General features: G+C 53.0%; 21 protein-coding genes. 9 read left to right on the forward strand and 12 right to left on the reverse strand.

Annotated features, from left to right (window positions below):
* Positions 1-52: 52 nt before the first annotated feature.
* Genes arnF through arnB form a run of 7 tightly spaced genes read right to left on the reverse strand, consistent with a single transcriptional unit; the run spans position 53 to position 7,406 of the window.
* Entirely contained in the window at positions 53-430 is a 378-nt protein-coding gene (gene arnF / locus ACPXSQ_RS17765) for a 4-amino-4-deoxy-L-arabinose-phosphoundecaprenol flippase subunit ArnF (protein ID WP_013027841.1), read from the reverse strand.
* Positions 427-750 carry a 4-amino-4-deoxy-L-arabinose-phosphoundecaprenol flippase subunit ArnE gene (gene arnE, locus ACPXSQ_RS17770; protein WP_024471468.1) on the reverse strand — a complete coding sequence of 108 codons (324 nt, stop codon included), beginning with the start codon at positions 748-750 and terminating at the stop codon, positions 427-429. The genes arnF and arnE overlap by 4 nt, the downstream gene beginning before the upstream one ends.
* Positions 750-2,411: a lipid IV(A) 4-amino-4-deoxy-L-arabinosyltransferase gene (gene arnT, locus ACPXSQ_RS17775; RefSeq protein ID WP_104933802.1), complete on the reverse strand. Its 1,662-nt coding sequence runs from the start codon at positions 2,409-2,411 to the stop codon at positions 750-752. The genes arnE and arnT overlap by 1 nt, the downstream gene beginning before the upstream one ends.
* Positions 2,412-2,416: 5 nt before the next feature.
* Entirely contained in the window at positions 2,417-3,310 is an 894-nt protein-coding gene (gene arnD / locus ACPXSQ_RS17780) for a 4-deoxy-4-formamido-L-arabinose-phosphoundecaprenol deformylase (protein ID WP_013027838.1), read from the reverse strand.
* Complete coding sequence (arnA, locus tag ACPXSQ_RS17785) at positions 3,307-5,289, reverse strand: bifunctional UDP-4-amino-4-deoxy-L-arabinose formyltransferase/UDP-glucuronic acid oxidase ArnA (RefSeq protein WP_014604617.1); 1,983 nt, start codon at positions 5,287-5,289, stop codon at positions 3,307-3,309. The genes arnD and arnA overlap by 4 nt, the downstream gene beginning before the upstream one ends.
* On the reverse strand, positions 5,289-6,269 hold the full coding sequence (gene arnC, locus ACPXSQ_RS17790) for an undecaprenyl-phosphate 4-deoxy-4-formamido-L-arabinose transferase (RefSeq protein WP_013027836.1): 981 nt from the start codon (positions 6,267-6,269) through the stop codon (positions 5,289-5,291). Before arnC ends, arnA begins: the two co-directional genes overlap by 1 nt.
* Positions 6,270-7,406, reverse strand: coding sequence for a UDP-4-amino-4-deoxy-L-arabinose aminotransferase (gene arnB, locus ACPXSQ_RS17795; RefSeq protein WP_014333101.1), 1,137 nt, complete (start codon positions 7,404-7,406; stop codon positions 6,270-6,272).
* 536 nt (positions 7,407-7,942) lie between these two features.
* On the opposite strand from arnB, the gene ACPXSQ_RS17800 reads away from it, so the two are divergent.
* Positions 7,943-8,329, forward strand: coding sequence for a bleomycin resistance protein (locus ACPXSQ_RS17800; protein WP_014604616.1), 387 nt, complete (start codon positions 7,943-7,945; stop codon positions 8,327-8,329).
* Between the two features lie 35 nt (positions 8,330-8,364).
* Here ACPXSQ_RS17800 and ACPXSQ_RS17805 read toward each other — a convergent pair whose 3' ends face one another.
* Positions 8,365-8,676: a hypothetical protein gene (locus ACPXSQ_RS17805; RefSeq protein WP_013027833.1), complete on the reverse strand. Its 312-nt coding sequence runs from the start codon at positions 8,674-8,676 to the stop codon at positions 8,365-8,367.
* A gap of 176 nt (positions 8,677-8,852) precedes the next feature.
* On the opposite strand from ACPXSQ_RS17805, the gene ACPXSQ_RS17810 reads away from it, so the two are divergent.
* Positions 8,853-9,137, forward strand: a complete 285-nt coding sequence (locus ACPXSQ_RS17810) for a hypothetical protein (protein ID WP_014604614.1) — start codon at positions 8,853-8,855, stop codon at positions 9,135-9,137.
* An 88-nt stretch (positions 9,138-9,225) separates the two neighbouring features.
* Here ACPXSQ_RS17810 and ACPXSQ_RS17815 read toward each other — a convergent pair whose 3' ends face one another.
* Positions 9,226-10,032 (reverse strand): MipA/OmpV family protein, encoded by an 807-nt coding sequence (locus tag ACPXSQ_RS17815; RefSeq protein ID WP_426144197.1) that lies wholly within the window; start codon positions 10,030-10,032, stop codon positions 9,226-9,228.
* A 105-nt stretch (positions 10,033-10,137) separates the two neighbouring features.
* Here ACPXSQ_RS17815 and ACPXSQ_RS17820 point away from each other — a divergent pair, with 105 nt between their 5' ends.
* The 4 genes from ACPXSQ_RS17820 to ACPXSQ_RS17835 all read left to right on the forward strand — a co-directional run bounded on the left by ACPXSQ_RS17820 (position 10,138) and on the right by ACPXSQ_RS17835 (position 16,352).
* A complete protein-coding gene (locus ACPXSQ_RS17820; protein WP_014604612.1) occupies positions 10,138-10,830 on the forward strand; it encodes a response regulator in 693 nt (230 codons plus the stop codon).
* Complete coding sequence (locus tag ACPXSQ_RS17825) at positions 10,827-12,014, forward strand: sensor histidine kinase (RefSeq protein ID WP_014604611.1); 1,188 nt, start codon at positions 10,827-10,829, stop codon at positions 12,012-12,014. Before ACPXSQ_RS17820 ends, ACPXSQ_RS17825 begins: the two co-directional genes overlap by 4 nt.
* A gap of 133 nt (positions 12,015-12,147) precedes the next feature.
* Complete coding sequence (locus tag ACPXSQ_RS17830) at positions 12,148-13,278, forward strand: efflux RND transporter periplasmic adaptor subunit (protein WP_014604610.1); 1,131 nt, start codon at positions 12,148-12,150, stop codon at positions 13,276-13,278.
* On the forward strand, positions 13,275-16,352 hold the full coding sequence (locus ACPXSQ_RS17835) for an efflux RND transporter permease subunit (protein WP_105088706.1): 3,078 nt from the start codon (positions 13,275-13,277) through the stop codon (positions 16,350-16,352). Before ACPXSQ_RS17830 ends, ACPXSQ_RS17835 begins: the two co-directional genes overlap by 4 nt.
* Positions 16,353-16,532: 180 nt before the next feature.
* Here ACPXSQ_RS17835 and ACPXSQ_RS17840 read toward each other — a convergent pair whose 3' ends face one another.
* Complete coding sequence (locus ACPXSQ_RS17840; protein WP_014333091.1) at positions 16,533-18,191, reverse strand: methyl-accepting chemotaxis protein; 1,659 nt, start codon at positions 18,189-18,191, stop codon at positions 16,533-16,535.
* 332 nt (positions 18,192-18,523) lie between these two features.
* On the opposite strand from ACPXSQ_RS17840, the gene ACPXSQ_RS17845 reads away from it, so the two are divergent.
* Entirely contained in the window at positions 18,524-18,871 is a 348-nt protein-coding gene (locus ACPXSQ_RS17845) for a gamma-glutamylcyclotransferase family protein (RefSeq protein WP_014333089.1), read from the forward strand.
* 20 nt (positions 18,872-18,891) lie between these two features.
* Here ACPXSQ_RS17845 and ACPXSQ_RS17850 read toward each other — a convergent pair whose 3' ends face one another.
* Positions 18,892-19,797 carry a DMT family transporter gene (locus ACPXSQ_RS17850; RefSeq protein ID WP_013027824.1) on the reverse strand — a complete coding sequence of 302 codons (906 nt, stop codon included), beginning with the start codon at positions 19,795-19,797 and terminating at the stop codon, positions 18,892-18,894.
* Between the two features lie 169 nt (positions 19,798-19,966).
* Between ACPXSQ_RS17850 and ACPXSQ_RS17855 the strand changes: the two genes are divergently transcribed.
* Both ACPXSQ_RS17855 and ACPXSQ_RS17860 read left to right on the forward strand, forming a co-directional pair.
* Positions 19,967-20,851 carry a helix-turn-helix domain-containing protein gene (locus ACPXSQ_RS17855; protein ID WP_014598165.1) on the forward strand — a complete coding sequence of 295 codons (885 nt, stop codon included), beginning with the start codon at positions 19,967-19,969 and terminating at the stop codon, positions 20,849-20,851.
* Positions 20,852-21,017: 166 nt separating this feature from the next.
* Positions 21,018-21,299, forward strand: a complete 282-nt coding sequence (locus tag ACPXSQ_RS17860) for a hypothetical protein (RefSeq protein ID WP_013027822.1) — start codon at positions 21,018-21,020, stop codon at positions 21,297-21,299.
* A gap of 288 nt (positions 21,300-21,587) precedes the next feature.
* On the opposite strand, the gene ACPXSQ_RS17865 is transcribed toward ACPXSQ_RS17860, so the two are convergent.
* Positions 21,588-21,743 (reverse strand): hypothetical protein, encoded by a 156-nt coding sequence (locus tag ACPXSQ_RS17865; protein WP_014333085.1) that lies wholly within the window; start codon positions 21,741-21,743, stop codon positions 21,588-21,590.
* Between the last annotated feature and the right edge of the window lie 58 nt (positions 21,744-21,801).

A 21,801-nucleotide genomic window follows, 5' to 3' on the forward strand; every position in this document is an offset into this window, starting at 1 on the left:
CGGCATAGCCAGACGTTAACTGCCTGACATGGCTCAGAGGGAAACCGTGCTTTCAGCTCGTTTTTCCTGGCTTGACGCACAGACAAAGTAAACCCACCAGGATCAGAAATACCCCCGCCATCGCGCCCGCATGGAACGGCTCTGCAAACAGCGGCAGGCTGATCGCCAGCAACCACACCAGCACGTAGCTGATGCTCAGTAGCGGATAAGCCCGGCTCAGCGGCAGGTGGCGCAGTGCTAAAAACCAACTCACCATCGAGCAGGCATACGCCGTTAAGCCACCACACAGCACCAGCAGCGGTAGCCAGTAAAGCGCGTATTGCGTTATCAACATCGGCAACGCGGGCAACTGGTGCATTGCCCAGCGCAGCATCAGCTGGGCCAGCGTCACCAGTAAGACGCTGCACAGTGCCAGCAGGTAGCCTCTCATGCGTAACTCCCTATGATGGCCACGCCCACCACTATCAGTGCGGTGCCCATCCACTGCCAGCGGGTCATTCTTTCCTGCCAGACAAAGCGCGCGGCCAGCGCGACCAGGATGAAATTAATACTCAGCATTGGGTAAGCCAGGCTGACGGGCAACCGCTGCAGCACTAACAGCCAGACGACCATCCCCAGCGCCAGCAGCGCCAGGCTGGCAACCAGCCAACCTGTAAGTCGTGCCCGGTTTGTCTGACGCGCCGCCTGCTTTTGGCAGAGCTGACCGGCACAGGTAAGCAGACTGGTCAGCAGGACCAACAACAAACTCATCACTCATCAGCCTGGTTATATTGCAGCAAAAGCATCCGACCGTTACGGTAAACAGCATCCGCAGGCGGTAAGTCTGTTGGCGTCGCTTCTCCACGATCCAGCATTAAAATCAATGAGACATTGCCCGCTTTACGATGTGCCTTAAGCCACTGCGGGAAATCTTCGCTGCTGACATAGGAGGAATGCGCATCAGGGAAGCTGAGGCCATATTGCAGTTCGCCTTTTTGACTGTATGCAATGATATCGCTACGCTGCAACGTCCAGGCAATCGCAGAAGAGACGCCTGAATTATCGCTTAATATGTAGCGGCTATTGGCAAGGCTGCTTTCAATGCTGCGAATAAACACCTGAGGTTGCTTCGTGTTTTCAACGCCTTCAGGAATGGCCGAACCCACACAGAGTGCCAGAGCCAGCGGGCATAGCGCCGCTGCCAGCCAACGACTTTGTGGCGATTTCAGGCTGAAAAGCCCCGCAATTGCCCAGCCAGCAAAGGACAACACGGCCATAGACAGCGCCAGCAACTGATGCGGTCCATAGAGCGGTCGATGACTCAAACCCCAGGGCGCAAATACGGCTAATAACGCAATAATACAGGCCGTACCGAATACGATATTTATCCACGCATTGATGGTAAAGACTCGCGTGTTCTGGCGGGCTTTTTGCCAGGCATAGCTGGCCATCAGCAAGGCCAACGGCGCAAAGCAGGGCAGGATATACGTTGGCAGTTTGCCCTTTGCGATACTGAAAAACAGCAGCGGAATGACCACCCAGCTCAGGAGATAAAGTGCACCGGGAGACTGTTTGCGTTCGCGCCAGCCCGACCGCAATGCGCCAGGCAGCAGCGCCAGCCAGGGAAGCGCACCGGCGATCAGTACGGGCACGTAATACCAGAAAGGCGCTTTGTGTTGGGCATTCTCTTCTGCAAAACGCTGAATATGCTCGACCCAGAAAAAGTAATGCCAGAAGTCAGGTTGCTGCTGCTGAATCGCGATCGCCCAGGGCGCACTGATTAATGCCGCGCTGACGATGGCAAGCGGGCCAAAAATAACCAGTTCGCGGAAACGCTGGTGCCAGATGGCCCAGGGCAGGATCGCTATCACCGGTACGGCAAGAGCCAGAAAGCCTTTGGTCATAAAGCCCATACCGCAGGCCAGCCCTAACAGCAGATAACGCACGACCCTTTGCGGGTTAGTTTGTGCCTCACTGGCGTACCAGTAGCTGCACATAGCGGCCACCATCCACAATGTCAGCATCGGGTCCAGCACCGCGTAACTTCCAACGCCGTAAACCAGCAGCGAGGTTAAAAAGATCACGCTGGCCGTTAGCGCCACGCTGCGCTGCGCAAAAATACGGCAGCCCAGCCAGAAAATCAGCACTGCGCTCATCAACGTTGAAAAGACCGAACCAATCCTGACCGCAAAGTTATTGTGGCCAAAAATGGCCTGACCTACGGTGTTGAACCAGTATCCGGCTATCGGTTTTTCAAAATAACGCAGACCGAAGAAATGCGGCGTAATCCAGTTACCGTTTTGCAGCATTTCCCGGCTGATTTCGGCATAACGTGTTTCGTCAGGTTGCCAGAGATTACGGAACTCCAGAGGGACTAAATAATAGAGGATAAAAAGTGAAACCAGTAATAGGGTCTTTTTGGTGGCAGTCATGGTGCTTACCTTGTTAAATTCTCACAACCCAACCAGCCTTCCCGGCCAGCGATATGACCACGAACCACTTTACCCACCGGTAAGGTTTCGAGGTCTGCAGGTAAGAGTTCGCTCAGCGGGCAAAACTGTATTCCCTGCTCACGGGCGCGCTGCAACAACGTATCAAACGCACTAAGCTGGCTGATACCTTCCACTTCGGCATGGATGGTATAAACCGGCGTGCCCTGGTCAGCCTGAATTTTTTCCAGAATGTAGTCGTTGAAACGTTCGGCGCTGAGCGTGGGTCCGACGACCTCGTCCCATGTCGGTAAGGTGACAGGGATCTGAACCGTACCCAGCTCGCCATTTCTTAACTGTGGGCGAAACGGCCTGGTACCACGGCAGTCGCTGTTGTACTGAAAGCCAAACGTTTCTTTTGCCTGGATTACGCGACCATCAGCGCGCCATCCGGCCACCGCTGAGCAGGTCACCGGTTGTCCTGTTATGGCTTCCAGCGCATCGCGCCCTAACGCTATCTGTTGAATGAGCTGCGGCGCTTTCCAGACGCCCGCCCAGGTTTGCCAGGCAAAATGATCCCAGGCATGCAGACCGACCTCATGGCGATCGGCGGTTGAGCGAATGATATCGCTCATCCCTGCCCCGATCCGCTTTCCTGGCCAGGCCGTTCCGGCTAACAGAATGTCCCAGCCATAAAGGGATGCTGCGCGTGAGCGCAGCATTTTCCACAGAAAGCGTGGTTTCATCAGACGCCATAAATGGCGTCCCATGTTGTCGGGTCCGACACTAAAGAAAAACGACGCCTGGAGATCATGTTTATTGAACAGATCCAGAAGCGCGGGGACGCCAAGTTTTGTCCCGCGCCAGGTATCTACATCAACACGCAGACCAACCTTTCTCATTCCTTGTCGTCCTGAAGCTCAACGGTACGCAGGAAGAAGTCGAGCGTATTATCAATCGTGGTGTTCATTTCCACGGTAGGCGTCCAGCCGAGCAGACGTTTAGCATTACGGATTGATGGCTTACGGTGTTCAACATCCTGATAGCCCTTGCCGTAGTAGCTGCTGCTCTCCACTTCGCGGAAGCCGGCAAACGGTGGGAAGCTGGCACGCAGCGGATGACGTTCAAAGCTTTCCAGCAGACGCTCAGCCAGCTCTTTGATGCTGGCTTCGTTATCCGGGTTACCGATGTTGATGATTTGTCCGTCGCAATTATTGTTTTTGTTTTCAATAATTTTAAACAGCGCTTCGACACCGTCGCTGATATCGGTAAAACAACGCTTCTGGCGACCACCATCAAACAGCTTGATGGGCGATCCTTCCACCAGGTTTAAGATCAGCTGAGTGATCGCACGTGAACTCCCAATTCGCGCCGCGTTCAGGTTGTCTAAGCGCGGGCCCATCCAGTTGAAAGGACGGAACAGGGTAAAGCGCAGCCCTTCTTTTTCCCCGTAAGCCCAGATAACGCGATCCAGCAGTTGCTTGGAAACGGAATAAATCCAGCGCTGTTTGTTAATCGGACCCACGACCAGATTTGAGTGATCCTCATCGAAATTCGCATCGGTACACATGCCGTACACTTCAGACGTCGAGGGGAAAATAATGCGTTTGCCGTATTTAACGCAGTCGCGGACAATTTTGAGGTTTTCTTCAAAATCCAGTTCGAAAACGCGCAGCGGATTACGGGTATATTCAATCGGTGTTGCGATGGCCACCAGGGGCAGTATCACATCACATTTTTTGATGTGATACTCAATCCACTCAGAGTGAATACTGATGTCGCCTTCAACAAACTGGAAGCGTGGATGTCCGACAAACCGGCTAATCGCATCAGAACCGATATCCAGACCAAAGACTTCGAAATTGTCATCCTGCAGCAAACGTTCGGTCAGATGGTTACCGATAAACCCGTTCACACCCAGAATTAAGACACGGGTACGGCGTTTTACGGCTGCAACGGCCTGTGAATAAAGCAGTGCGCCATTCACCATGCCCAGATGCTGAGCCAGCTGAACACCGTTCATGTACACGCTGTTTGCGGTCTGGCCGGTCTGAATCTCCAGGGCGCCTTCTCCACAGGCCACGACAAATGGCTCTGCAGACAGCACGGTGCCGGGCCTGACGTTATGCGGGGTGGAGAGTACTTTTGCTTTCCAGACCACGAATTTGGTGGTGCCGGCAAAGGCAAACGCGCCCGGCCACGGATCGGTCACCGCACGCACCAGATTATTAATTTGGCTGGCAGGCAGCGCCCAGTTAATCCGGCCATCTTCTGGCGTACGACGGCCCACGACCGTGGCGTCCGCTTCATTTTGCGGGGTGCCAACGATGTTGCCCTGTTTCATGGCAGGTAAAGCACTTTCAAGAAGCGCGCTGGCGCAGTCAACCAGCTTGCGGTGCAGCGTCAGTGCGTTATCTTCATCGGCGATGGCGACACGCTGCTGAGCAATGATCTCGCCCGCGTCCGCTTTTTTAACCATGCGGTGTAAAGTGACACCGGTTTCGGTTTCTCCGTTGACCAGCGCCCAGTTTAATGGTGCGCGTCCGCGATATTTTGGCAGCAGTGAGCCGTGAAGGTTAAAGGCACCCTGCTTCGCACTGTTCAGAATCTGATCGCACAGCAGGTTACGGTAATAGAAAGAGAAAATCACATCGGGTTCAGCCGATTTGATGCGATCGATCCACAGAGGATGGTTAACCTCTTCCGGGGCATAAACCGGGATAGAATTTTCAGCCGCGATTCGCGCCACTGAGCCAAAAAAGTGATTTTCTGACGCCGTGTCGGCATGGGTATAGATCGCGCTGATGGTAAAGCCCGCTTTTAACAGCGCATTGATGCCCGCACAACCCATGTCGTGATAAGCGAAGACGATAGTTTTCATTACTCGGTTTCCTGTACAGAACGGTCTTTCTGAGGATTGATAACACGTTGAATAAAATAGCGAGGTCTGGCACGAACATCGTTGTAAATACGGCCGATATACTCGCCAAGCAGCCCCATACCAATAAACTGCGCGCCGATGAAAATAAACAGCACGGCAAATAACACGAAGACGCCATCACCGGCCCAGGCTGCTCCGAAACACAGTCGCAGAAGAATTAACACCACGGAGAAGGCAAAACCAGTCAGCGCAATAAGGCTGCCGAGCACGCTCAGCATACGTAACGGGGTCGTGGTCAGGCAGGTCACCAGGTCATACATCAGGTTGATTAAGCGCATGAAGCTGTATTTTGAACTGCCGTGCTCACGTTCAGCATGAGTGACGGGCAATTCGATCGTGCGTCGTGCAAAGGTATTCGCTAGAATAGGAATAAACGTGCTGCGCTCGTGGCAGTTCAGCATGGCATCAATGATGTGGCGACGGTAAGCCCGCAGCATGCAACCATAATCACCCATCGATTTTCCGGTCACGCGCTGAATCATCTGGTTGATGGTGCGTGATGCCTGACGGCGGAACCAGCTGTCCTGGCGATTCTGGCGAACGGTGCCCACAACGTCATAGCCTTCCTGGGCGGCAGCCACCAGACGCGGGATCTCTTCAGGTGGATTTTGCAAGTCTGCATCCAGCGTGATAATCAAATCTCCGCTGACGTGACTGAAGCCCGCCATGATCGCGGAGTGCTGGCCATAATTACGGTTAAGTAGCACAGCCACAATATGGCTGTCCGGCAGCGAGGCGGCGTCAGCAATCATTACGGCTGATGCATCCTGGCTCCCGTCGTCAACCAACAGGATCTCATAGTCCAGATTAAGACTTTTACAGGCATCATTCGTGCGCTGAATTAATGCCGGTAAACTTTCCTGCTCGTTATAGACCGGGATCACTACCGATACTTTTTCAATCTCTTTATCGTCGAACATTTAAACCCCAGTCAGTTCACGTAGTGCGCTGATAACGCGTTCAACGTCATCATCTGTCATGTCGGGAAACAGCGGAATCGAACAAATGCGCTCGCTGTTCCACTCAGTCGCGGGCAACGATAATTGCGGATAGTGCTCGCGGTAATATTTGTGTGTGTGGGCCGCGCGGAAATGGAGGCCGGTTCCGATATCCTGCTCTTTAAGCTTCTGCATCAGCGCATCGCGAGAGAAACCACATGCCTGCTCATCCACACGGATGATGAAGAGATGCCACGCATGCTGGTGCGACCAGGCGGGCGGAACCAGCGGCTTGAAGGGCGTATCTTTCAGCGCCTCCAGATAGCGTTGCGCAATGGCCGCGCGGCGCTGGTTGATTTCAGGCAACTTTTCAAGCTGGACCAGCGCAATGGCCGCGCTGATATCAGGCAGGTTGTATTTAAAGCCGGGCATGATGACTTCCGCCTGCGGCTGACGGCCATGGGTTTGTCTGTCAAAGGCATCGACGCCAAGGCCATGAAATTTGAGGCTACGGATCCGATCGGCAAGGGCAGCATCGTCGGTCACGACCAGACCACCCTCGGCGCAGGTCATATTTTTGATAGCGTGGAATGAAAAAATAGCATTGCCATGCCCGCCAACATGCTTGCCCTTGTAATACGTGCCGGCCGCATGTGCCGCATCTTCGATGACCGGAATGCCATGGCGTTTGCCAATAGCATAAATGGCATCGATATCGGCGGGTGCGCCAGCGTAGTGGACAGGGATGATCGCTTTGGTATTTGGGGTGATTGCCGCTTCAATGGCTTCAGGCGTGACCATCAGGTTATCGACGTCAATATCGATCATGACCGGTGTGGCGCCCAGTAAAGTGATGATGTTGAGTGTGGAAACCCAGGTCAGTGAAGGGGTAATAACCTCATCCCCTGCCTTAATGCCCAGCGCCATCAACATGACGTGCATACCGGCGGTGGCGGAAGTCACGGCGATAGCGTGTTGATTTCCGGTCAGCTGGCAAAATGCACGCTCAAGTTCTGCACATTTTGGCCCGGTAGTAATCCATCCCGATGCAAACACATCACGTACTGCAGACAGTTCAGTTTCACCCAGAGATGGGCGGGAAAACGGAAGAAACGCCATCAAGTAATATCCTTAAACTGTTTTGCCGTTTTTCTACAAACTGAGATGAATTTTGAAATGCAAAAGTGAGAAAAATGCAATTGAACGTTCATCAAACGTCGTCAAAATCGGCAAAAAACAGGCAAAATCACAAAAATCTGGCAAGAGAAATAAAACATTAGAAAAATATTTATTTCACACCGGTCTCAAATCATACGCCCGGAACCTTAACCAAACATTAAACACCTTGAGAAATTAACAAATTGACATGATATTTCTCACTTTTACCAGACTAATCACATTAAATAAACAGATATGTTTGACAGTTGCGTGAAGGTACTAAAAAGACAGTTTGGCGTTCAAAAAAGGCTGAGGACAAAATTGACAGAATCGCTACGATCGGGGAAAGTCACAGAGGTGAATCGCGTTATTTATTAGTCGTCTGGCCCGCTTTATTCGACAGAAAATTTCACTTAACCACAATTTTATTGAAATTCAGGGTGTTACCCGTAACCATGCGTCCCAATGAAACCTCAGCCACTCAATACTGGAACCCGATGGTGCCTGAACTTGCCGTGACGGATTTTGCGGCATCCTGGGCTTTTTACGTGGAGGCGATCGGTTTTAAGGTGAGAATCAGGCGCGAGAATCCTGACTTTGCCTATCTCTGTTATGGTCAAGTACAGCTAATGATTGAACAGGTACACGAAGGCGGTTGGCTCACCGCTGAAATGGCCTATCCTCTGGGACGAGGAATAAACTTACAGATTGACGTTCCGGACATTGAGACGCTCTACAGTCGTCTGCTCAGATTGAGTACGCCCCTCTTTCGGCCGCTACGCGAAAATTGTTACGACACGGGCGAACGCGTCGAATGTCAAAAAGAGTTCCTGGTTCAGGACCCCGACGGCTATCTTCTCCGCTTTTGTCAGCCTGTCGGCTGATTTCATCAACCGACGGGTGCACCGATATTGAGCATTTACAGCGGCACGATTTCGCTCACCTGATGCTGGAAAACATAGGGGTCAGAGACTAAGGCAAAGGCCTTATCATCCGGCCAGGTCACGGCGACGTGGTAATTTTCACCCGCAAACTTTTTCACTGCAGTTAAATCCTCCCAGTACGTCGCCAGAAAAAAATGCTGCCACTCTCCCTGCGCTTCCTGATGCACGAAAGCGGCTTTATTCCCTGGCGTCGCCAGGGCGTGCTCAACACCCGTCTTTTGTAGATGGCGGGCAAACCCTTCGGCATGTTCTCGCGGAACGCATCCGTGCCATGTCCTGACAATCATTTTTTCTCCTTAAGACCAGTCTGCATTAGAGGGTAATACCTTGATTTTACACATCACTCTTGAAAAATACGGAAAAATTTTGCCTCGCACTGGCACAAATCCTAATTTGTTCTACATTTACTGGCCCGACCAGGGATAACGACATTAATCACAGCAATAACTTAACGGTAACAAACATGGAATTGAGCAAATTTGAGGTCAGAACTGGCCTGTGGCCACACATGCATTTCACCGACATCGAATACGATCAGCGCGGCAGCAGCTACGAAATTTATGCCACTGATGTGACGCATCAGACCAAGAGTAAGCTGTTTATTTGCCGGACGGTTGATGAACAACAGGCGAGACTGCTGGCTGAGCAGTTCAGGATTTGGCTGCCTAAGATCAACAGCAAAAAGCGCAAAGCAGCCGCAAAGAAATCGCCAACAGGCTATGACCGGATTGCATGCCATAAAGGTTAAGCGCTGACAGACCTGTTTTGGGGGTTGGCTTAACCCTCACAGGAACTCAGCGCCCGTAGCCGTCAGACAATCCTGTTGGTCTGGCCTGTCAGAATGAGTAGGTGATTGCCGCCGTCACGGAGGCCCCCCCGCGGCGGAAGACAATTGGACTGTCCGCTGCGTTTTTATCCAGCCAGCTGTAATCGCCGATTAAACTGGTTCCCCATCCTGAAGCAAACTGATGGCTCCATGTCACACTGGCATCCGTCCCATAGAAGCCGCCATGGGCGGTGTAATCGGCGTACCCGCTTCGGACATGCTGCTCCCTGCTTACCCCGTAAAACGTGTTGATATAGCGCGCATCCCCAAACAGTCCTGCTATCTGCAATGCTACAGTGTCACTTTTCGTCTGCCATGGAATGAGGGTGACCGATGTCTGATACTGAACACCCTGGCTGTCGCTTAGAGGAAGCGTCGCTTTTCCTTCCACGATAAACCAGGGCGTTACCGACCAACCGAGAGCCAGGGCGGTATTGACAACCGGATCGATATTCCCCATGCCTTTCAGGCTGTCGTCCCCTGCTCGCCACGACGAATCACGGTCTGAGCGACCCAGACTTAATCCCAGTGTATGCTCCAGGTAAAGGCCGTTTTCAGCCTGTAAGTCGTAACCTATCCCTTTCTGAGAATCAAAAAATATCGGCCCCTCGCGCCACTGGATAACCGGAACGGCTTGCCAGTGAAGCTGTTTCGCCCCGCTGTAACGTGGTGCATTGTTTGCCGCCAAACCCACTGTCAGGCTGTTTTCCGGCGCAGAACTGTCATCTGCCCTGGCATTCAGAACACTTAGCGTCAGCATTAAACTGACCATGTGAAGCGCATGTTTTCCGGTTATTATCACTTTGCTTGATCTCATCAGGTGGTGTCATGAAGGCGACATTGTCGCGACCAGGCTGGAGTATAAAAACAGCGTGTCAACAAAAGCCCAGGAAACGATGGAGAAACGGTCAAGGTGGCCCAAATGAAAACAAAACGCGTATTGATTATTGAAGATGACGCCGATGCCGCCAGCGTACTGGAAGCCTATCTGAAACGTGATGGCTATGACGTGATGGTCGCCAGTAACGGCATGACGGGGCTGGAACAGGTCGGGCGTTGGCAACCTGACCTGATATTGCTGGACGTCATGCTGCCGGTGATGAATGGCACCGAAGTGCTGGCCGCGATCAGACGCAGCGGTGACACGCCCGTTATTATGGTAACCGCGATGGGAGACGCGCCAGACAGAATCGGCGCGTTGCGCTATGGCGCAGATGACTATGTCGTTAAACCCTACCATCCCGGCGAGGTGGTCGCGCGTGTTCAGGCCGTACTGCGCCGCGCGCGGCAAGCGAAAGTGGCGGATGATAAGCTATGCTGGGCAGGGCTGGAGGTCGATCCTGACTCCCTGACCGCGGTGGTTAACAATGCACAAGGCACTCACCGACTCGATCTGACACCGACGGAATTTTCCATTCTGGTGACCTTAATGCGCGCACCCACTCGCCCGTTCAGCCGACTGTTTTTGCTCGAGAACTGTCTGCCAGAGAGTGATGCGCTTGAACGCGTCGTTGATACACACGTCTACAATCTCCGCCGCAAGCTTGAGGCCGCAGGGATGACGGAGATTTTACCCGCAGTGCGCAGCGTGGGTTACAGGTTCAGACAACCATGAAGCCAGACAGCAACGATTCAATGTGGCGCTGGATCTGTATCCGCATACTGATTCTCGGCTTAGGCGGCGTGATTCTTATCGCCTTTTGCATGTGGCTGAGATTTGCCCTGCAAATACTCTGGGTTTACTACCGTATGCCCGCCGCACTCTGGGCAGAGTTTTCCCAACTGCGCCTGCATCCGGAGCAGGATCCGGCTCGCTTTCATCAGATCGTCGATCAATGGTGGGGCGTTGGCTTTTCCGACCCTTCTATTGCGTCTTCGGACTGGATTACCGTAGCCGTGCTGGTCGCTTTCATTATTCCCTTTTTTGTGGTGATGGGATTGCGCTTTGCCTTGCCGCTGGCAAAACAATTCAGCCAGTTGGCGCACGCGGCGCGTGATGTCGCACGGGGAAAATTCAGCACCTCGGTCGGTCAGGTAAAAGGCGCGCCGCAGGAGTTAGTGCGGTTCACCGATGACTTTAACCTGATGACCCAGCAGCTGGCGCGCTATGAGCGTGAACTTAAAGCCTCACATGTTGCGATTGCCCATGAACTCCGCTCGCCCTTAACCGCGGCCATGGGGCGACTACAGGGCATTGTGGACGGCGTGTTTGAACCCGAACCTCGACAGTTTTCCATGATTATGAAGCAGCTGACGCAACTGAGCCGGCTGACAGACGAGCTCCATCTGCTGTCGCTAGCCGATGCCGGTCAGCTGAGCCTGAATCTGTCCCGGTTTAATCTTACTGACCTGGTGCGGGAAAGGGCTTCCTGGCTGGCGCTACAGGCGGAGGCTAAGCAGGTGGAAATAGATGTTCAGTCACCAACATCGCTGCCTTATACGGGCGATGCTTTCCGCTTCGGTCAGGTGATCACGATTTTAATGGAGAATGCATTGCGCTATGCGGCCGAAGGCAAGCGAATTTCCATTGATGCGCACGCCCCAGACTCCGCCATCACCCTGCAGTTTCGTGATTATGGTCCGGGTGTCGATCCTCAGTTCTTAAGCGTTATGTTTGACCGTTTCACCCGGGCAGACTCCTCCCGGGCCCGTCATTCTGGCGGGAGCGGTTTGGGATTGTCTATTGCGAAAGCCATCGTTGAGGCTCACGGCGGTGCTATCCGTGCCAGCCTGCCGCCTGAAGGAGGATTACACATCATGATTACGCTACCCATAATAGAAAGCCTGCCAGCAGAGTAGGACCGGCAAAAGTGAAGCCTGCGCGCCCTGCGCCAGGCATTTTTGCTGACCTTGACCATTTCTTGATGATTCATAAAAGGATTCTGGACATAAGCCACGTTAAATGAGGCTGTCTCATTTAAGGAATCCGGCTATGACAGATTTTATTCCTTGTTTTGCTCGCCAGGCGCTGCGCCACCTCACCCTCTTCAACGCTGCTGTACCGCCACTGTTCGTGGTGGGCATCTTGATACTTGCAGGGTGTAGAGATGAAAAGCCTGCCCAGCGGGACACGCTACGTCCCGTCCGTACCCTGACGGTACCGCCTTTTTCCAGTGGCGGTCTTATGACGCAAACGGGTGAGATCCGGGCGCACGAAGAAATAGCGTTAGCGTTCAGACTGGAGGGTCGGGTAACCGCCCGAACGACCGATATGGGTCAGCACGTTACCGCAGGTCAGGTGCTTGCGACATTAGAGAGTAACGCTGCCCAAAATCAGCTCAGCAGCGCGACGGCCGATCTCAACAGTGCACGGGCATCGGAGCGCGTTGCCGCTCTCACGCTTCACCGTATGAAGCTGCTCATGCCGGGCGGTGCCATCTCCCGCGCGCAGTTAGATAGCGCGCAAGGTGACTGGCAGGTCGCCGTTTCCCGCCGTCAAAGCAGTGAGGCTGCGCTTAAAAATGCGCGCGATAATATGGCCTGGACACAGCTCACCGCACCGCGTGACGGCGTGATCACCTCGATAAACGTTCAGCCCGGGCAGGTGGTGAGTGCGGCGCAGACGGTCATGACGCTGGCAGCCGACGGCAAGCGCGATGCCGTGTTTGACCTCGCCGAACCTACACTCACAGAAAAGGCGACAACCACGCCGATCCGGATCGCGCTGTTATCCAATCCTGCGCTGAAGGCGGACGGGCAGTTTCGTGATATCAGCCCGCAGGCCGATTCACAAACCCGCACCTGGCGGCTTCGCGTGACGCTGACCAATCCGCCAGCCGATATGGCACTGGGTTCAACGGTACTGGGCACTTTTCCCGGAAAAGTGGACCAGGTCATTGCGCTGCCAGCCAGTGCACTCACGCGAGCCGGGGAGCGGCCTGCCGTCTTCGTCGTTAACAGCAAAACCCAGCAGATTCAGGTCAGGCCCATCCAACTGACGCGGTTTGATGCACAGCAGATCTATCTCAGCGCTGGCGTGCAGCCGGGCGAGCGCGTGGTCACCGCAGGCGTAAAAACATTGCTGCCAGGCGAGCGCGTCAGGCTTGAGGAGAACGACAAATGAAACCGGACAGCACTCTGCACGGCGTTAACCTGTCCGCCTGGGCGCTAGCGCACCAGCAGCTGGTGATCTTCTTTATGCTGTTAGTGATGACGACGGGTGTTCTCAGCTACATCGATCTGCCGCGTAATGAAGATCCCGCCTTTACGATTAAAACGGCGGTGGTGTCGGCACAGTGGCCTGGCGCCACGGTCGAAGACACCATGCAGTTGGTCACCGATACGTTGGAAAAAAAGCTTCAGGAAACGCCTTCGCTGGATTTTATTGAAAGTGAAACGCGGGCTGGCAAGACGGTGATATTTGTTAATCTGCGCGATGATACGCCCCCGGCACAGGTTCCAACCATCTGGTACCAGATCCGGAAAAAAATGCAGGATATCGCCCCAAGCCTGCCGCAAGGCGTTCAGGGCCCAGGCGTCAATGATGAGTTTGGTGATACGTTTGGCACCATTTATGGTTTTACCGCCGATGGCTTCAGCCCACGTGAACTGCGCGATAAGGTCGATAATATTCGTCGTGACCTGATGGATGTGCCTGACACGGGCAAAATTACCCTGTTGGGTGAACAGGAGGAGCAGATTGTTATCGCCTTCTCACCCAGGAAGCTGGATGGTATGGGCCTTACGCTTCAGCAAGTCAGCGATGCATTAACGGCGCAGAATGCCGTGGCGCCCGCGGGGGAAATACGCACCGATAAAGAGAATATTGCGCTTCGTGTCAGCGGTGCGCTGACGACGGTGGCAAACCTGGAGGCGGTTACACTGCGCATTGGTCAGCGCTTTATCCCGCTGTCGGATATTGCGACGATCTCGCTTCAGCCCTCACAGCCACCCTCTTCCACCTTTCGTGTCAATGGTGAGCCCGCCATTGGGCTGGCGGTTTCCATGGCCCCTTCTGGCAACATGCTCAGATTTGGCCAGGCACTCAATCAGCGGATGGCAATTATCGCCAGCCAGTTACCGCATGGTATCAATATGATAAAAGTCGCCGATCAATCCACCGTCGTCAAAACGGCGGTTAGCGGATTTGTTCAGGTGCTGGCGGAAGCCGTCATCATTGTCCTGGCGATATCCTTTTTTTCACTGGGTTTTCGGGCGGGGCTGGTGGTCGCGGCGGCGATCCCGTTGGTGCTGGCCATGACGTTTGTCGGAATGACGTTTGCAGGGATAGGTTTGCAACGTATTTCACTGGGCGCCTTAATTATTGCACTCGGGCTGCTGGTTGATGATGCGATGATCACGGTGGAAACCATGGTGTCACGCATTGAAGCAGGCGACAGCAAATGGCAGGCGGCAACATTTGCGTTTAAAACCACGGCCTTCCCTATGCTGACGGGCACGCTGGTGATGATAGCCGGTTTTATCCCAGTGGGCTTTGCCGCCTCCAGCGCGGGCGAATATTGTTACTCGCTTTTTGCGGTTGTCTTGATTTCTCTGCTCTGCTCCTGGGTGGTGGCTATTCTGTTTTCACCCGTGACAGGCACCTGGCTGCTGACCGATAGCGCCCACGCAACGCACAAACAGCCGGGGCTGATGGGCCGATTTTATCGCCGCCTGCTCGATCAAACGCTTAGGTATCGCTGGACGACGGTCACTCTCGCCCTCCTGCTGCTGGGCATGGGGATCTTCGGCACAACGCTGATGCAGGGGGAATTTTTCCCCGCTTCAGACCGCCCTGAGCTGTTAGTGAACCTGACATTGCCCGCGAATGCCTCTCAAACCGAAACCACCCGGCGAACCGGACAACTGGAAAACCTGATACGCAGCGATAACGACATCGATCATTTCTCCAGTTATGTCGGCTCTGGCGCGGTACGTTTCTATTTGCCGATGGAGGTCTTGCTGGACAATGAAAATACTGCCCAGCTGGTGGTGGTTGCGAAGAGCCTTGACGCTCGTGACAGAGTACGCAACAAGCTGGATCACATCCTGGCACGTGACTTTAGTGATATCACCTCGCGCGTTTCGCCCCTTGAACTGGGGCCACCGATTGGCTGGCCGCTAAAGTACCGCGTTACAGGCCCCGACTACAGGCAGGTTCGTGAAATTGCGGAAAAACTGGCCTTACAGCTGTCACGATCGCCAAATACGCGTGAGGTGAATATGACAGCAGGTGAACCCGAGCGGGTTATCAGACTTGATGTCAATCAGACGGCAGCGCGTGCGGTTGGTGTCTCTTCTGAAAGCATTGCCTCCATGCTGAATACTGTGACGTCAGGCAGTACGGTAACCACGATCCGTGATCGTAACCGACTGATTGATGTGGTGCTCAGGGGAAACGATGAGGAACGGCAAAATACCGATATCCTCAACGGTCTGATGCTGGATACCGCCTCTGGACAGAAAATCCCACTGGGTCAGGTTGCGACATTGAAATGGCAGCTTGAGGATCCGGTTATCTGGCGACGTCAGCGCCAGCCTTACATTACGGTGCAAACCGATATTGCCCCTACGGCGCGTGCTGAAAACGTTTCAGATCAGCTGAAGCCCGAACTGGATACATTCCGCGCGTCCTTGCCTGCCGGCTATCATATTGAAGAAGGCGGTACCGTCGCCGAATCGGATAAAGGTAACCGATCGGTGTTTGCGGTGTTGCCGGTCACGCTGAGTGTGATGCTTATCCTGTTGATGCTGCAGTTGAAACGCTTCTCAAGAATGTTGCTGGCGCTGCTGATGGCCCCTTTCGGCTTACCCGGCATCGTTATCGCCATGTTGCCGAGTGGAACGCCAATGGGATTTGTTGCGCTGTTAGGGATTATCGCGCTGGCAGGCATGATCATCCGTAACGCGGTGATCATGATCAGTGAGGTGGACAGTAATACTCAGGCAGGCATGATGCACAACGAGGCGATTTATCACGCGGCTATTCATCGCGCCCGACCAATATTACTGACGGCTTGTGCGGCGATATTCGGCATGTTGCCCATCTCCCGGCAGGTTTTCTGGGGGCCAATGGCGTACGCCATTATCGGCGGTCTGGTCACCGGAACGCTGGTCACGTTAACGCTGTTACCGGCCTCGCTCAGCCTGGTCATGCAAAGAGAAGGACGCCGTCAGAATCAGGTGCAAGATCAGTGAGTGATAACCGGCAGTAACAGGGGGCCTGATCAGGCCTGCCTGTTACCCAGGACAACAAGCGACACGCTCACCCGCTTTACTGGCAGAAAAGACGTGCATCGGGCAATAAAAAAGCGCTGTCGTACACAGCGCTTTTTGTCGCCAGCAGGCACCGGCGGGCTTAGATCCCTAAAGAAGGCATCAGAAACTTTCCCAGTTAACCTTATCGACGTTGACTGCTTTCAAATCCGGCCTTTTCAATGCGGGTACTGACGGGCTCACCGGCACACTGGCTGGTGAAGCAACCTGGGTGACACTGTCATTAACCTTAAAGGTTGAAACCAGTCTCGACAGCGTTTCTGCCTGCTCCTGCAGAGATTTAGACGCCGAAGACGCTTCTTCAACCAGTGAGGCGTTTTGCTGCGTCACTTCATCCATTTGCCCGATGGCCAGATGAACCTGCTCAATGCCTTTACTCTGCTCGGCCGTAGCGGCCGCAATTTCATTGACTAAATCAGCGACCTGTTGAATAGCATTGCTGACGTTGTCTGAATTGCTGCCCACGCTTGTTGCCTGCTCAAGGCCCTGCTCAACTTGTGAAACTGACACGTTGATAAGATCTTTAATCTCCCGGGCTGCGGACGAAGAGCGCTGTGCCAGATTACGGACCTCAGAGGCGACGACCGCGAACCCCCTGCCGTGTTCACCGGCACGTGCCGCTTCTACCGCGGCATTAAGCGCCAGGATATTGGTCTGGAAAGCAATCCCCTCAATAAGCCCGGTGATTTCAGAAATTTTGGCAGAACTGCCGCGAATGTCGCCCATCGTCGTCAACATTTGACTGACTGCGGAGCCGTTTTGTTTGGACAGCGTATTGGCATTATTTGCCAGATTGCTGGCCTGGACCGCACCTTCCGCATTCTGACGCACGGTATCGCTCAGCGTCGCCATACTGACTGACGTTTCTTCCAGTGAAGCCGCCTGTTGTTCCGTACGCGATGACAGGTCTTCATTGCCCGCTGCGATTTGCGTCGCGCCCGTACTGACAGATTGCGCTGAATGGTTCACAGACATCAGAGTGGTGGATACACGTTTCAACAAATCATTAAACGCTGATGCGGTCTGGCCTATTTCATCGTTTCTGAGGACAGGCGCTGAACAGGTCAAATCAAGGTTATTACTGACGGTCGACATCGTATCTTTAATGCTGGTCAGGCTTCTTTTAATTCCCAGAATAATACTGACAGAGAACAGGCCGAGTAACACAATAACCAGCACGGATGCACTTGTCATCATCCAAAACGTCTGTGAATAAATACGGTTATTCTCTGCTCTTAATCCATCACCAATTTTAATATTCAAATCGATTTGTTTGGTGAAGTCAGACTCCATTTTGCGGGCAGCGGCGCCAATGCCGTTTTCGCCCTGAAGCTGTTCTAGCGACAGGGCATTATCGTGACTGCGCGAAGCTGCAAGAAATGCCGGAAGCGTGCTACGAACCGCGTCAAGGTTACGTTGCGCCTGTACCGTCATCGCTTTATCTTCATCACTGGAAATATCATTCGCCATATAGTAGTCATTCAGCGATTTAATATTATCAAGAATGCCATTGATTTTATCTTCAGCTGCGGACTGTTTCGCGCTGTCGGCCATCGACTGATGACGATACAATGCCAGCCCGAGCTGGTTAGTTGCACTGATTGACTTGTTCAGATCTTTAATGCTGGGTATCGCATTCACCTGAACATATTCAAAGCGCGACTGGAAACCGGATATCACGGATAATGAAACAGCAACGAGCGCACAAAGTGATAACGCCAGCAATGAAAATGCCAGCACCAAACGCTGGGTAATAGTCATAAAAGCCCCTGAGTGTGAAATTGAAAAAAGGTTATCGCAATGCATTCTTATCGGCACAGTACAAACCAGCTTTACCTGTTAATCAGAGATATATTTAATTTCTAAAACTTGATAAATAGAAAATAAAGACTAAGTCACTCAACCGCTGACGGGAATAAAAAATAATGACTTGCCTCAGCCTTTAGCGATTAAACCCTGTTCTATTTGCGCGTTGCCTTGCATAAGGTTGTTGTTTATCAGCCTGATATACAGACTCGTGACCTGATCGCCCCTGCCTGATGACAACGACATTCCAGACAGGTAAGGTGGCATTTTTTGTGACAGAGACGAATATGGAAAGGTTGTTTGTTTATGGCACCCTGTGTCCGGGCCGCAGTAACGCCTCTCTTCTGGAGAACATCGGTGGCGCCTGGCAGGCCGGAGTTGTCCGGGGCGTTTTTTTTACTGAAGGGCGCGGCGCGGCTGCAGGCTTCCCCGGTATTGTTGTGGACGATCGCGGGCCACAAGTGCAGGGCTTTCTTTTTTCCTCGGACAATCTGTACCTACACTGGCCGATGCTGGATGAATTTGAGGAGGGTTATGACCGGATCAGCGTTAAGGTGGCCCTGGAAAACGGTGACAGTGTCACCGCATGGATATATCAACTTCAGCCGCAGAGCATTCCGCAAGCCAGTGAATAACGCCTTATCTGATCACTGCTTTATAGCGTGCCCGGCATGGGTTTCGGTTTTGGCCAGCGCAAGGGACGTCCGAACATCACCAGGTTACCGCCCAGGATCATCAGCAATCCCACCACGCTGTGGCTTTGCCAGTGATAGCCTTCATAAACCGTCGATAAGGTGAGGGCAACCAACGGAAACATCAGTGTTGTGTATGCGGCTTTAGCGGCGCCCGTACGTCTGACCAGGGTGAAATACGCCCAAAACGCAATGACCGAACCGAATATGGACAAATAAAGCAAGGCACTGAGGTAGCTCAGTGTCCAGAGCGGTGAGAAACTCACGCCACGAAGTAGAGCGATAATGCCCATGACCATTGCGCCGTATAACATAGCCCAGGCGTTAGTGGTCATGGTTTCCAGCTGTCTGCGCTGATGCCGCAGGCTGATCATGTTGCCCAGAGAAAAGCCAAACGTGCCCAACGCCGACAGGCCGATGCCTCGCCACAGTCCACCGCTTGCGCCGCTGATGTGCAGATCGTCCCAAAACAACAGGATCATGCCCGTTAATCCCAGCGTGACCGCAAACCAGAAACGCGGCTGGGGGCGCTGCCCAAAAAACAGATAACTGTTTACTGCGTTATACAGCACCGCCATGGAAAAAATCACGGACTCTAAACCGGTATTGATATAACCGGCGGCGGTGTAAAAGCACCAAAAATTAAAGCAAAATACACAGCAGCCCTGCAAAGCGCAAAACAGATGATCGCGCGGCGATAATCTGCGCAGGCGCCCCATTATCTGCAGGAGCGTCAACAATAAAATACTGGCTATGGCGAAGCGCCAGAAAACGGACACCGTGACATCAACGGGCCCTTGTTGCAAAAAGATGGCAATCCAGGTTGTACCCCAGATAACCACGACCACAGCATAGAGTAATGCGTTCATGCTTTTTCCTTTAAACGAAGCAGAACACAGTGTCCCAACTGATGAGGACGCACGCTTCTATGAACCTGCGTCTGATTTGCAAAATCTTGCGCATTTTAACGATACAGATCTGGCTACCTGCTGGCTCTCGCCCTAGACTGAGCCTCTGATGAACGGGCGGAAAAGAGTTATGTCTCGCGTTTACGACACGTTTGAAATACTGCGTCAAAATAAAGCTGTGTTGCGCGAATCGGTCATGCTTAACTCCGGCATCCGGCTGGCAGCATGGCACAACAAGCAAGACAGGATTACCGTAAACAGTAACCATCACACGCTAAGCCTGTATGTTGCCGATGGCTATGAGAGTTACCACAAAACCGCTTCCGGCTGGCGAAACGGCGGTGGACCAGATAAATTCTGCCTGATGCCGCAGCAGAGCGAATCCACATGGGACGTACGTAATAACCTCTCTTTTGTGCATCTCTATTGCACAGATGAGCATTTACGCGATGTGGGCGAGAAAATATGGGATCGCAGCCCGCTGTCGATTGCACTGGATGAGAAAATATTTTGCAGTGATGCCAGTATCACCACGTTGTATCGCCAGTTCTTACTCAGCTGTGACTGGCAGCAGCCCGCAAATCACCTCATGTTGAGCACTGCCAGCACCCTGTTATTAACTCATCTGATCCAGCACTATTCCAGCGTTCAGTGGCGGCCTCCGGCGGTAACGGGTGGACTGGCCCCCTTTGTATTACGCAATACGCTGGCTTTTATTGATGCGCACCTGGCATTGCCCCTCACGCTTGATGCACTGGCCACTCAGGCAAACCTGAGTGAGTACCATTTTGCCAGGATGTTTCGCCAGTCGCTCGGTATTGCGCCGCATCAGTACGTCATGCAGCGCCGCATGGAAAAAGCACAGCAGATGGTGCAGTCAACCTCGCTGCCGTTGACGCAAATCGCACTGGATACTGGCTTTAGTTCGCTAAGTCATTTCAGCCACCGCTTCAAACAGGTGACAGGCTTGACCCCTTCGCAACTGCGAATGGCGAATGGCGTGAAAGCGCCCTGAATCAGAGGCACTGGTAAGGGCTGATAACCGTGACCGGAAATCAGCAACGATAATTTCATGTCTGAGTAACTTAAACCTATCCTCACTCACCCACAGGTATTGGCTTTACTCACGTTGCATCCTGATTATACTAGGCACGCATTCATTCAGGCTTCATGGTATCGGCGTGATTGAAGGTTCGGATGGCTGTTTCGCAAAGCCGACCATGATTACCCGCATGACAATCGCCATTCTGGTCAGCCAGCAGTTAACGAATGAGGACTGTGGTCATGTTACTGTTCAAAAACGCGCTATTCCCTCCTCCCGCAAAGCGAGTGCAATCGCTGTAAGCCTTATTGACGCGATGTCTTGCTGTCGCAGCAGTTATTCCTACACGAGCAGCGTTAACAGCAGGCTGGATCATCCCTTTTTTGTCGCCATGCATGCGGATAGCCGCACAGGAACATGACGCCAAAATCAGCCGATAAAGAGGCTTACCGCCTATCGTTAAACCGTCAGACTTATCACCTGATGCAACATTGATATCGAGCGGCGTAATAAAGAGGTGCCTGCCGCCGAAACATCAGCGCACTCGGGCCGGGATAACGGCATAGGTTTCTGACAGGCAGAAGCCGGACGCTGTCTCACCAGGTGACGTTAATGTTCACATCAACGGATGCGATTAACCGTCATCATAATGACAAGGAAGCACATCATGAAGTTTTCATCTGAAAGCGCAATTTCGTTCATTTTTCTTTTAACCGGCCTGATCCTGACAGGATTGGGTATCTGGCAAATACTCACGCCGTGAGGTGACGCTATGCGTAAATTCACGCTTGATCGGATTTTTATTCAGGTGGTAGCTATCGCAGTCGTTTTTATCCTGCTTACCATCGTCATTCGCTAATCTCATCGGGCCAGACCGCCACAAGGTTTGGCTCGCGCCTCATCACTCCGCAATCTTTCCCCCA

This window comes from Pantoea sp. EEL5 (assembly GCF_049892805.1).
Lineage (GTDB): Bacteria > Pseudomonadota > Gammaproteobacteria > Enterobacterales > Enterobacteriaceae > Pantoea > Pantoea ananatis.